We start from the raw sequence: 12,823 nt of genomic DNA on the forward strand, positions 1-12,823 counted from the left end.
TTTCGGCCACAAATATCCGGCCGGTCACATCTTTGTAATTCATCCCCAACGACACCGACGCGCGCTGGCCGCGGTCGCAATCCAGGTGTCAGCATGATCTGTCGGTTCGGCATTCCGGCATTCTGGCGACCCGGCCGGGGCGAGACTCCCAACCCTAACCGTATTGCGATGAACACCTCAATTCTCAGGGGCTGTGATCTGGGTCACATTGACGGCGGATGGTCATTATGTTTTGATTATTTGTCGTTGAGTGTCAACTCCGGTTTGTTCACAGAGAATATGACTGCCCGTTGACGTATATCCGGCAGCGTTGTCCGGGCTCCGACCCTTTCCGCTTCGGCGTTCACTGAAAAAGGCTTGTGATACCCAATACCTCCCTTGCATACCGCCTGTGCGATTCGAATTGATCGAGCGGCACGTGGGCGAGTAGGGGAGCCTTCCAGGGGGTAATCGTTGTTGGAAAACGCTGCGGTCCGAGTGCACTGGCTCACTGCCCTGCGCGGAATGAAGCGTGAGCCACTGCTCGCGGTGGGCGGGGCCAAGGTCCCCGCGCCCGAGGCGGTACGCATGCCGCCGGAGCAGGCCGCGGTGTTGCGGCATCTGAGTAGTGACGACCCGGTAGGTCTTCAACTGCTCCTTCTCGCCGCCACCCGACTGACCCTGGCGGCCTTCGGTGCCGAGGACGACCTCGCGGTGCTCTGCCCCGCGCCGGCGTTCTCCGGTGCCGGTGAGGTCGTCCTGCGTACGCGTCTGACCCCGGACACCAAGGTGAGCGGCTTCCTTACCGCTCTCCAGGACGAGTTGGCGACTGCGGCGGACTTCGCCTGGCAAGACCGGGCCGACCTGGTCGCCCGGCTCGATGCCGTCGGCGGGGCGGATAGCGCAGCCGTCGCCCAACTGGCCGTCTCCTGGGAGGGCGCGTACCTCGGGGCCGGCCTCGCGACCCCTGCCGAAGTGCTCGTCAAAGGCAATCTGACGGCGGACGGCGCGGTGCGGTTGGAGGTCACCGGAGTGCAAGGCCTGGTCCCCGCGGCCATGGCGGCGTTTCCACGCTGCTTGGCCGTGGTGCTGGCCGCCGTCGTGGCGGACCCGCACCAGTCAGCCGGGACCGTCGATGTACTCGGCCCTGACCAGCGTGCCGAGTTGGAGATGTGGAGCGGCCTTCCCCTGCCCGACCGGTTCGCCCCCCGGACCCTGCTCAGCCTCGTCGACGCCTCGGTCGTACGCGGTGCGGACCGGACGGCGTTGGTCGACGGGGCGTCGCAGTGGACGCACGGCGAACTCGCGGACCGTTCCCGCCGGGCGGCGCAGTATTTGACCCAGGTACACGGCATCGGCCGGGGCGACCGGGTGGCGGTGGCTCTGCCGCGCGGGGCCGAACTGGTGCTCGCAGTGCTCGCCGTGCTGCGCACCGGAGCCGCCTTCGTCCCGATAGACCCCAAGCACCCCGCCGCACGGATCCAGAACCTGCTCGAAGGCAGCGCGGCCAAGCTCGTCATTGGCGTGGTCGGTGCGAACGGACAACTGCCAACTGTTCAGCCCGGCGAACTGCTGGGCGCCTCGGACTTCGACGGAGAGTCGAGCCCGGTTCCGGTCCTGCCCCGCGTTCACCCGCGGGACGACGCCGTCGTCTTCTTCACTTCCGGCTCGACCGGATCGCCTCATCCGGTGATACTGCGACACGACCAGATCAGCCACCAGGTAGTCGTCTCGGCGGAGCTGCTCGGCGTCGACCAGGAACTCCGCTGCGCGCTGCTCTCGGCGATCTCCTCGGACGCCACCACTTACCAGATCTTCCTCACACTCGACGTGGGAGGCGCGCTGGTCGCGATCGGGGCCCCGGACGAGCTAGAACCGATGGCGTTCTGGGAGCGGCTACGCACCTTCGGCGTCACCATGGTCAACTGTGTGCCCAGTCTGCTCTCGACCATGCTCGAGATCCTGCCGGAGGACGCCGGAATCGAGCTGCCGTACCTGCTGCTCGGCGGGGACGCGGTCCCGCGCGGCCTGCTGGCCCGCACCCAGGGCAGGTTGCACATCGGCACCTTCGCCAACCTCTACGGGCCGAGTGAGGCCACCATCGCCTGTACGACCTTCGTCTGCCGGGGCTTTGAGGCGGTCGCTCTGGCGGCGGCACCTATCGGCCGGCCCATGCCCGGTTACGGAGTGCTGCTGCTGACACCGACAGGGACCCTGGCACCGGTGGGTGTCCCTGGTGAAATGTACCTGGTCGGGCCAGCGGTGGCGCCGGGCTATCTGGCAGCTCCCGAGGCCACCGCCGCCAGATTCGTGGAGTGCCCACTGCCGGGGATCGGCCGGTCCTTCCGGACCGGTGACCTCTCCCGCTGGAACGTCGACGGGACGCTGGAATTCCTCGGCCGCATGGACGACCAGATCCAGCTGCACGGGAACCGGGTCGAGCCGGGTGAGGTTGAGCAGACGCTCGTGGAGCTGGAAGGCATCCGTGAGGCGGTTGTGCTGCCCCGCGCCCTCGGTGCGAACGGCTTGGTCCTCGCGGCCTGGTACACTGCGGACACTCTGATCGCGCCCGAGGCCGTCCGTGACGCACTGGCCGAGTTGCTGCCCCGGCATATGGTCCCAGGAATCCTGCGGCAGGTGGGCGAGCTGCCCCGTACCCCGCACGGGAAGACCGACCGGCTCGCCCTCGCTGCCGAGGCCGAGGCCGAGCCAGCGGATCGCTGGGCCCCCTCCGACGAACTCGCCGAGGCCGTGGCCGTCGCCTGGGAGAAGGTGTTCGGCAGAAGGCCCCGCTCCGAGGAAGAAGACTTCTTCGCCGCCGGCGGCCATAGCCTGGCCGCGGCCCAGTTGGTCGGTGCGCTCTGCGCGGGCCCGCTCGGTCAGGAACTGTCCCTCCGGCAGGTTTTCACCGCCCGTACCCCGGCGGCGCTCACGGCCGCGCTGCGGCAGAGCACCGGGCGCGGCACCGGACGGCCCGGGGCCGCCGAGGCGGGGCGGGTCACGGAGACCGTCGACCGAACCCGCGAGGTGAAATGGGCGGCCACCAACGCCCAGGCACGGATGTGGCTGCTGGAGTCGCTCGACCACGAGGAGATCCGCACCTACAACATGGTCGAGGCCTACGAGCTGGGCCGACCGGTGGATCCGGCCGCGCTGGAAGCCGCGGTGAAGTTTCTGGTCGACCGGCACGAAGCGCTGCGCACGCTGTTCGAGATGCCGGTGGAGCAGGGCTCCACCAAGCTGTGGCAGGTCGTGATACCGCTGGGCAGGCATCGGGTGAGGCCTCGCGTACAGCGAGTCGAACCGCAGGCATTCGATGCCGCGCTGGCCCGCGCTCGCGCGTACGAGGCCCGCTGGCGGTTTGACCTGGCCACCGGTCCACTCATGCGGCTGCGGTACCTCACCACCACCGGGCGGCCGCCCGTTCTGTTATTCAACATCCACCACTCGGTAAACGACGGCTGGTCGTACAGCGTACTGGTAAGCGACCTGCTGACGGCCGCCCGCGCGTACGAACGCGGTGAGACACCCCGGCTGCCCAGGACGGCCGGCTATCTCGCCCATTCCCGGGCATTGGACGAGCGGCTGTCCGGTGCACGGGGCGAGGAGCACGCCCGGTACTGGAAGGCGGCCTTGGCAGGCCTCGGGTCGGCTCCCGCGCTGCCTTCGGACCGCTCCCCGGGCCCGCGGCGCAGCAACGCGGGCGGCTCCGCCCGGATCGACCTGGGGGAGCGCGTGACCGGTGCGGTCCGTGACCTGTCGGTGCTCAGCGGTGCGACCCCGTTCATGGTGTACGTGGCGGCCGTGCGGGCTCTGCTGTACAGGATCACCGGCGCCGCCGACGTGCCACTGGGCTCCGTGGTCGCCGGGCGTGGCACACCGGATCTGGCCCGTGAAGTGGGCCTGTACGTCAATACGGTGGTACTGCGTACCAGCCTTGACTCCCAAGGCAGCTTCACGGATCTGGTGGACGCGGTCCTGCAGACCGCGCTTGACGCACAGGAGCATGAGGAATTTCCCTTCGACCGGCTGGTACACGAGCTCGACCTCCCGCGCGAGGAGGGCCGCAATCCGCTCTTCGACGTGCTGGTCGAGACGGTCATCTCCGGCACGGGACAGAAGAGCACTGTCCAGGAGGGGCAGGCCGCAAGGCATCTCCGGATGGCGGAGAATGCCTCGGACTTCGACCTCTGCTTCAGTTTCCTCACCCCGGAGTCGGAGTCGGCCGGGACGGCCGAGGTGTCGATCGGCTACCGCAGTGACTTGTTCGATGCGCGCAGCGCCGCGCGCATCGGTGAGGAACTGCGCGAACTGCTCCAGGTACTTCTGGATAACCCCGCCGTGCCGCTGGCCAAGGCGCTGTAGAGACGGAACGCCGCGACGGTCAGTGCCCCAGTGAGCGGAGCCAGATCTCGATTTCCTCGGCCATCGGCGACACATTCGGTGGCCGCAGCATGGTGTAGTGGTCGCCGCTGACCTCCTGGACCGTCAGGGAGCCCCCCATGCGTTCTCGCCACGGCAGCGTCAGGTCTTCGTCGTCTCCTGCGGAAGCGGCCAGATACAACCCTGGCGAGCTGAGCCGGCCCGGCCGGTAGACGCTCAGGGCGGCCATGTTGGCGCTGTATACGGCGACGGAGTCGCTGAGCCTGGCCGCCGTGAGTTCCTGACCGGCCAGATCTTGCTTACGAGACCATTCCAGGAGCGTCTTCAACCGCTGAGGCTCGTCCATACCCGTCAGATCAAAGGCCGTCAGCGAACGGGACATGATCTCAGGATCGTCCAGGGGCGAGCCCACGGACGCCGACTCCAGTAGAAACCGGCTGTATCCCGCCATGACTTGTGCCGAGTTCCCGGAGAACTCCTCGGGTTCGAGAGGAGTGTCCAGCAGGACCACCGGTGGTACGGGCAGTCCCCGCACCGACCGCTGACGGGCCATCTCGTAGGCGATGGCCCCGCCCATCGACCAGCCGATCAACACCACAGCTCCTGTGACACCCTCGGCGTCAAGCTGGTCGAGGAAGTAGGACGCAAGCTCCGGGACCGTGGTCAGGGGTGCTCTCCCGCCGTCGAGGCCAGGGGCCTCCAAGCCGTACACCGGGCGGTCGGAGGCCAAGGCGCGACTGAGTTCAGAGTACATCAGCACACTGCCGCCGATGGCATGAATCACCACGGCGGAGGTACGCGTGGCGCCCCGACGCAGCCTCACCAAGACCGGCGCCCCTGACGGTGCGGCGCCCGCGTCGACCAGTTCGGCGAGTGCGGCGACCGTAGGCGCTTCGATGAGCTTGGAGATCTGCACGGAAACGCCGAATTGCTTCCTGACGTGTGCCATCAGCCGCACCACCTGCAACGACTGGCCGCCCAGTCGGAAGAAGTCGTCATACACCCCGATCTCCCGCTCGCCCAGGAGGCTGTGCCAGATTGTGACGAGTCGCCTCTCGGTGTCGTTGCGCGGAGGCACACACGGCCGCTCACGTGATGCGTCGGTAGCCGGATCCGGGAGTCCCACCGCCGTGGGACTTCTGAGCCCTTCCGCTTGAGGCAGTGCGCCGATCGCCCTTTCAGGATCGGCGGCCACGGCCTCGGCGATTCGGTGGAAATGCCATATCATGCTCTCGGCTGTGGTCTGGTCGAAAAGGTCGGTCGCATAGGTGAGAATGGCTTCGGCAGTCCCGTCCGGACGGTCAAGCACCGCCAGCTCCACATCGAACTTCGCGGTGTCCGTCCCGATCTCGATCGGCTCGCCGGGAATCCCGTCTAACTCCGCAGAATTGGACAGCGGGTGATGGACGAAGAACGCCTGGAACAGTGGGTTCCTGCCGTTCTTCCGCACCACGCCCAGATGCTCCACGACCATGTCGAACGGCAGAACGGAGTGCTTATAAGCATCCAGAGCGGTCTTGCGGGACCGATTCAAGAACTCGGTGAAGGGCGGATTTCCCGTCGCGTCCGCCCGCAATACGACCGAGTTCACGAACATACCTACGACGTGGCTAAAATCAGAGGTGCCGCGACCGGATTCTGGGATGCCCACCAAAACGTTGTCGCGTCCTGACTGCTGAATCAACATCGCCGCGAAGAGCGCCTGGAACATCAGGAAAGGTGTGGCCCCGTGGGAGCGTCCGATGTCGTGCAGGCGACGCACCACATCGGATCTCACGATCGACTTGACCGAGTCCCCGCAGAAATTGGGCCGCCTGGGGTAGGGTCGGTCGATCGGCAGTTCCAGCGTGGTCGGCGCACCTTCGAGTGCGTTCCGCCAATACGTGACCTCCCGCTCCACATGTTCCTGCCGCAAGAGGCCGCTCTGCCAGGCCGCGTAGTCCACGTACTTGAGCTGGGGTTCCGGCAGGGACACCCGTTCATTTCGGGAGAACCCACGGTAGAGCGCCGCAAGGTCGCGGTAGATGATGCCCGTGGACCAGCCGTCCACCACGATGTGGTGCATGTTCAGAGCGAGGACGAAGTCGTCGTCGGCCACCTTCACGATCAGGCAACGAATCGGCGATTCGCCGATCAGGTCGAAGGGCCTGGTGACCTCGTCGGCAAGGAGTCGCATACAGGAGGCCTCGCGCGCGTCCGCTCCGTCCTCGTCCAACTCGACAAGCTCATAGGGCGGTTCTTCGACGGATGTAAGGACGAATACCTCGCCCAGCCACTCGACGAATCGTGACCGGAGCACTTCATGACGCTCGCACACCCCGTTGACGGCCCGTCGCAAAGCCTCGATGTTCACACCACCACGGAACCTGAGCAGCACGGGCGCGTTGTAGACCGCGCTCCGCGGATCCAACTTGTAGAGGAACCACAGCCTCCGCTGGGTGTAGGACAGGGACGCCTGGCGCAGGGCCGCAGGTTCCGCGGAAAGGCTCCGCAGAAAATCCTCCTGGTCTTCCGCAGGCAGAGCCCTGAAACGCTCAAAATATCCGTACCGCAAGGAGACTCCTGGTGCTTGGCCGTCATTTCGGGGCGCGACGTGGGGCTCAGCCGACCTGACGCCCGTCATCGTCCGTCTTCGAGAAGCCGGTCAGGAGCCTGAGCAGCGGGTCAGGGTCCTCCACCGCGTGCGCCGCTGGCACTTGGCCTGCCGGGGACGCCCCTTCCTCGGCCCGTATCAGATCGGCGATCGCACGCACTGTGGCCAGGGTGAAGAACTCCCCGAGATCGATGAGAACATCCAGTTCCTCCTCGATCCTTGTGATGGCTGTCACCGCCATAAGACTGTGCCCGCCGAGGAGGAAGAAGTCGTCGTCGAGTCCAACCCTCACCCCGCCACCGAGTACTTCTTCGAAGATCTTCGTGATTGCCCTCTCGCACTCGTCCGTACTCCCCCCACCGAGCTCGTTCGGCGACGGTGTCCCGGAGGCAGGCACGGCCGCCGCGCGCCGGGTGAGCTCACGCCGGTCGGGCTTGCCGTTCAGCAGCAGGGGCAGTTCGGGGATCAGCTCCAGGCGAGCGGGCACCATCGCAGGAGGAAGCAGAGTGGCAGCCGCTTCCATGACCACCTCGGCCACGAGGGGGTCCTTTCCCGCTTCTGCCGTCAGAAAGGCCGTGAGCGATGCCGTGCCGTCCGGGCCCGCGGTGGCGACCACCACCGCGGCCTCCACTCCGGATATCCGGCTGAGCGCGCTCTCGATCTCGCCCAACTCCACCCGGTGCCCGCGCACCTTCACCTGGCCGTCCGTGCGTCCGGCGAACTCCAGAATTCCGTCCGGGCGCCACCACCCCAGATCGCCGGTGCGGTAGCGCCGGCTGCCTGGCACCTTCGTGTCCGTGACGAACGCGGCAGCGGTCTGCCCGGGTCGGTTCCAGTAGCCGTTGGCGAGTCCGTGCCCCGCGAGCTGAATCTCCCCCACGAAGCCGGGAGCGCGTGTCCGGCCGTCCGGACCGACCACGCTCACCATCGTGTTGGGCAGTGGCCGTCCGATCGGGCATACGGGTCCCGCGTCGGCCTCCTGATCGAATGCCGTGGCTGCGACAGAATTCTCCGTCGGGCCGTACTCATTAACGAGCCGGATCCCCCCCATGTCCGTGTGGTGCCGCAGGACGAGATCGGGTGTCGTCGCCTCCCCGGCCACGGTGATCACCTGTAGCGACTCCCGGACACCGGAGAGCTCGGGCAGAAGCATCCGGTACAGGCTCGGCACCACCAGCATGTGAGTGACCCGATGCCGCGAAACCAGCTCGGCCAGCTGCCGCGGAAGCAGCTTGACGGCGTCCGCCAGCACCAGACATCCACCCGCCGAGAGAGTGGGGAAGATGTCTCCCATTGAGCTGTCGAAGGAGAGTGAAGGTAACTGCAGCGTCCGGGTACGGGAGTCCAGCCCGTAGTAATCGAGCTTCCAACGCACGTGGCTGGCAATTGCCCCGTGGCTCACTTCCACCCCCTTGGGGCTGCCGGTCGATCCGGAGGTGTAGATCAGGTAGGCCGGGTCGTCGGGACCGGGGGGCGCCGGAAGCGTCAGGACGGCGGAGGCGCTGACGGCGGTGTCGAGATCGACAATGGGCACGGCATCGGACGGCAGTCTGCCTGCGCCGTCGCCGGTCACCAGCACCGCCGCGCACCGGGCGTCCGCTAGAATCTCGGCCAGCCGGGCCGGGGGAGACTGGACGTCAAGAGGCACATGGATCCCACGGACCAGCATGGTCCCCAGCATCGCGGGGACAGCATGTGGGGACTTGCCCGTCAGCAGCGCCACTCGGTCCCCAGGGCCGACTCCGAGCGTGATCAGACAGGCGGCGATTCGCTCGGCCTCGCCCCACATCTCGGCGTACGTCAGGGATTCTTTCCCGACGACGACAGCCAGGTCGTCCGGACGTTCACGGACCGTCTTGAGTACCGGTGCCGTCAGCGTGGTCCGCGCGATCGCGTCCTGGAAGTGGCCGCTGCCGAAGCGGACCGCAGTCTTGAGGTCTTCGGCAGCTGCTCCGGGCAGTTCCTCACGTGGACGCTGCGGATCGTCGAAGGCCGCTACCGCGGCGGCCAAGGCCCGCAGCAGCACGTCCAGGAACCAGCGCTCCACCCGGCCCCCGTCGGCCGCAGCGCTGATGACACGGCCACCGTCAGGACCGGCCTTCGTCACCGTCACCTCCAGCGCGGCCGCTGTCTTGCCCCCGGTACGGGCGGTTGGCTCGACCCGCTCCGAGCGGACCAGCAGCCCCTCGGACAGATCCGGCCCCGCACCACCCCGTTCGGGCGGCGCCTGCCGGAGCGCGGAGTCGACGCCGCGCACCAGTTCGGTGATCGACGCCTGAGCCGTCACGTCCAGGGAGAATACGACCGGTCCGGCCGGCCCCTCAACCCCGACGGCGGGTTCGGACGTGTCCTCCGCCGCGGAGACCACCAACGCCGCGGCCGTAGCGAGCACGACCAACTCCTCCAGCGGTCGCCCTCCGGAAATCCGGGCCAGGCCCCGCTCGCCCGCGTCGGAGAGAGGCAGCGCCGATTCCACCCGTTCCACCGCAGGCGGCGCGGTAAGCCGGGGGCGGATCCGAGTGGGAGACGTCATCGGTCGGGAAGGCATGCGGTATCCACTCCAAGCATGTTCTCGGTCGGCTGAGCATTCCTCGGTGATCCAGCCGGTGGGCGGGGCAGCCGCGGAGCGGCTCAGTGCTTGACGCGCCTGTACAGCGTCTCCTCGCTCCAGATCCGGTCCACCTGCCCCCAGGCCATGGCGGACGCCACATCGGGGAAGAAGCCGTGGCCGTTGAGGTTGGCGCTGGTGTTGCAGAGCACGGGGACACCGGAAAGACGTTGATACGCCGTCAGAAGCTGCGCGAGTACCGGGTTGTCGTCCTCTCCCACCGTCTGGAGTCGCGCGGTGCCGTCGAGATGGACGACTGCGGGAATCCGGCCGAGCCAGTCGGCACGCACCTCGTGGTCGAAGAGCATGTGCGGGTCGGGGGTGCCCGGGTCGAAGATCTTCGGGGCCTCGGCGACCAGACAGATCGGGGCCACCGGACGATAGTGCTCGCGGTCTTTGATCCGGTTCAGCTTCTGCTTCATCGCCACGTCGGTCGCCGGGGCGAGAACGCTACGTCCGCCGAGCGCCCGCGGGCCCAGCTCGGCCCTGCCGTAGAGAACGACCACCGGCTCACCGGACTCGTGCAGTTCACCGGCGAGTTCGGCGATACCGCAGGCAGTGGCCGACCAGCCGTCAGGGAGATCCACGATGGGGTGGAGAGCGGGTCCGAGACGCGGACTCCAGTCGATGGCACGAAAACCCCGCTGCTGGATCATGCCCAGGGCAGCGGCACCGATCGCGGAGCCGGAATCGTTCGGGAACGGTGGCACCCACACATCGCGGAAGAGGGGCAGCGAGCGCAGCGCGCTGTTCCACTTGATGTTCAGCGCACATCCCCCGGCGAAGCAGAGGTTCCAGGGGCCGTCGGCCTTCAACGTCCTGACCTTGTCCGCGATCCGCTCCAGGAGTAACTCCTCGAAGAAGTGATGCGTGCTGGCCAGCACGTCCTCATCGGAGGTCTCGGCGGGTGGGATTCGTTCACGTACCGCCTGGAAGAAGGCGTGTACAGGCAGGACGGACGGTTCGAAGAGGCTGCCGAAACCACCTACCGTCCGGCGGTATTCCTCCGCCTGCTCGCTTTCGCCCTCGAAGAGTCTGTGGAACTCCTCGCGCAGGACGGTCAGGACGGAGTCACGGACCTCGCCCAGGGCGATGTACGCCATCAGCTTGCCGGCCACCGAGAGATCGTCCACCGTAGGCGACTGGATTTCCCGGCGGAACGGACCGAAGTGGTGCCCTGCCACCGCATAGGCGTGCCCGATGACCGGAAAGAGTTCGCCGCAGGACTCTAGACCCGTCTCAGGATCGACCCAGTACAGACGGGGAAAAAGGCCTCCGTCCCAGATCAGGACGAAAGAGGGTTCGTCCCGTGCGGCAAAGGGGCTGGAGCAGTATGCGCTCGCCACATGACCTGCGGCGTGCGCGTAACTGGTGTATGTGTAAGGCTGTCCGTTCATGGTGAACTCGCCGTCAGCGCCGGGTTTCACCAGGTTAGGGCAAGCGGAAGATTCTCGGTAAGGCCCGACCTTCACTAATACGGGTGTGCCATGGTCGAGCAATTCGACCTGCCCCGATACGTCACCATCCCACCCGTCGATGACCCATTCATCGACATCTTCCGGCGTGTAGCCGAAATCGGCCAGGATGCCGGAAATCTGACTGAAATCCGAGACGGCGCTGTATCGGCGTCCATTATTTAGCTTTTCTATCTCGACACTGAAAACCAGTCGATCATCTTCGAGCAGCGCCACAGCGCCGTCATGTGTGAGCTTGAGTCCGCAAGTTTTCAAGAGGTCCACATCCTCGCGCGAGATACTCAATACCTTAATCGGAAGAGTTCTGGCCGAGCAGTTCGAGCTGAAACAGGCGCGACCCGCGGCCCGGACACAGGAACTGCAGCCATTCATCGGGAATATTTTCCGGGAGGATCCTTTCGAAGCCTCGCTTGATGAACCAGTCGCCAGCATATTTTGAGGCGGCCAGCAGTCGGCGGGATCCGCTCTGTCGCCCCGAGTCGGCCGCGTGATCGACCAGCAGTCCGCCGATCCCGCGTCCTTGTGCATCAGGGGCTATACAGAAGTTGTATACGAGGATTCCCTGGGGGTACCTGGATAGCCCCATGCAGCCGACAAGGATGCCGTCCCGAGTTGCCACCGAGAGCTCATGGATGCGTTCATTCAATTCCTTCAGCGATCTCCGGACAAGCTTGTCGCTGACGACGAAGGAAGCCGAAAGCTCGGCAATGAGGACGGCGTCCTCGGTCCGCGCGGGCCGCACCACGACCCCCGGCGAGACTCCCTCGCAGCCGCCGACCGCCAGCATCTCATCCCACATCGACACCGCCGACCGCTGATTCGCCCGCAGGCGCGGCGCGGCCCCGTCCGGTCTGCGCGAAGCCCAGCCCGAAGGGCTGGTCGGCGGGCATGATTTCGATCATGTTGACGTTGACGTGCGGCGGACGCGAGAGGCACCAGAGCACGCACTCGGCGACATCGTCGGCCGAGAGGGGTACAACCCCCTCGTACAGCGCGTCCGCGCGCTCGACGTCACCGTTGAACCGCACCTCCCCGAACTCGGTCTTTGCCATCCCCGGTGCGATACAGCTGACCTGAACGCCCGTCCCCTGCAGGTCCACCCGCATATTGAGGCTCAACTGGTGCACGAACGCCTTGGTCGCGGCATATACATTCCCTCCCATGTACGGATAACGAGCCGCGATGGAGCCGATATTCACCACATGACCGGATCGACGCGCAACCAGCCCCGGAAGTAGTAGGTCTGTCAGGTTCAACAGACCCGTGACATTGGTATCGACCATCTCCTGCCAGTCGTTGGGGTTTCCGTCCTGGATCGTCCTGAACCCCTTGGACAACCCCGCATTGTTCACGACCACGGACACATCTTGACACTCGTCCGGTAGCTGGGTGAATGCCTCGCGCAGGCCTTTCGCGTCGCGAACATCGGCAATGAGCGGAACAACGCCGGAGTATCGGCGCGCCAGCTCTTCCAGTCGCTCGGTACGCCTGGCGAGGGCGACCACCGTGAACCCGCGGACGGCAAGAAGCTCGGCTGTCCGCGCGCCGAAACCAGAAGAAGCCCCCGAGACTACCGCGACATCACGCCCATTCTGCCCCATTTTGTATCCCCTTTGAGGCGTGCACTCATTTCAGCACGTTGTTGATTTACGCGTCCGGACCGAACCTCAAGGAAGTGGCATACCAGCCATCTTGCGGCCACTCCGCGCTCGGAACCGAACGCAGGGTCAGGTAACCTGTAAAAAAATTCCCCGGTAGGCGGACGGGTAAACCCGATGCCCGCCT

The 12,823-nt window shown here is 66.1% G+C and carries 6 protein-coding genes; 1 reads left to right on the top strand and 5 read right to left on the bottom strand.

The annotated features are described in order from the left end of the window. Positions 1-504: 504 nt before the first annotated feature. Entirely contained in the window at positions 505-4,344 is a 3,840-nt protein-coding gene (locus AB0F29_RS37960) for an amino acid adenylation domain-containing protein (RefSeq protein WP_361882484.1), read from the top strand. Between the two features lie 19 nt (positions 4,345-4,363). On the opposite strand, the gene AB0F29_RS37965 is transcribed toward AB0F29_RS37960, so the two are convergent. From AB0F29_RS37965 to AB0F29_RS37985, 5 genes are all read right to left on the bottom strand, one after another. Then, positions 4,364-6,916 (bottom strand): alpha/beta fold hydrolase, encoded by a 2,553-nt coding sequence (locus AB0F29_RS37965; RefSeq protein WP_361882487.1) that lies wholly within the window; start codon positions 6,914-6,916, stop codon positions 4,364-4,366. A gap of 46 nt (positions 6,917-6,962) precedes the next feature. Next, the gene (locus tag AB0F29_RS37970) at positions 6,963-9,488 is read right to left on the bottom strand and encodes a non-ribosomal peptide synthetase (RefSeq protein ID WP_361882490.1); all 2,526 of its coding nucleotides are present in this window, start codon (positions 9,486-9,488) and stop codon (positions 6,963-6,965) included. Positions 9,489-9,586: 98 nt separating this feature from the next. Further along, positions 9,587-11,323 carry a carbamoyltransferase N-terminal domain-containing protein gene (locus AB0F29_RS37975; protein WP_361882493.1) on the bottom strand — a complete coding sequence of 579 codons (1,737 nt, stop codon included), beginning with the start codon at positions 11,321-11,323 and terminating at the stop codon, positions 9,587-9,589. Between the two features lie 4 nt (positions 11,324-11,327). After that, a complete protein-coding gene (locus tag AB0F29_RS37980; protein ID WP_361882496.1) occupies positions 11,328-11,837 on the bottom strand; it encodes a GNAT family N-acetyltransferase in 510 nt (169 codons plus the stop codon). After that, positions 11,827-12,639 (bottom strand): SDR family NAD(P)-dependent oxidoreductase, encoded by an 813-nt coding sequence (locus AB0F29_RS37985; protein WP_361882499.1) that lies wholly within the window; start codon positions 12,637-12,639, stop codon positions 11,827-11,829. Before AB0F29_RS37985 ends, AB0F29_RS37980 begins: the two co-directional genes overlap by 11 nt. Positions 12,640-12,823 lie beyond the last annotated feature (184 nt).

It is taken from the genome of Streptomyces sp. NPDC026589 (assembly GCF_040638385.1).
In the GTDB taxonomy this organism is placed as follows: Bacteria; Actinomycetota; Actinomycetes; order Streptomycetales; family Streptomycetaceae; genus Streptomyces.

What these genes read in the sequence shown, in the direction of transcription:
- AB0F29_RS37960 (WP_361882484.1), top strand. Translation starts at nt 505, where the DNA reads ATGAAGCGTGAGCCACTGCTCGCGGTGGGCGGGGCCAAGGTCCCCGCG.
- AB0F29_RS37970 (WP_361882490.1), bottom strand. Translation starts at nt 9,488, where the DNA reads ATGACGTCTCCCACTCGGATCCGCCCCCGGCTTACCGCGCCGCCTGCG.
- AB0F29_RS37980 (WP_361882496.1), bottom strand. Translation starts at nt 11,837, where the DNA reads ATGTGGGATGAGATGCTGGCGGTCGGCGGCTGCGAGGGAGTCTCGCCG.
- AB0F29_RS37985 (WP_361882499.1), bottom strand. Translation starts at nt 12,639, where the DNA reads ATGGGGCAGAATGGGCGTGATGTCGCGGTAGTCTCGGGGGCTTCTTCT.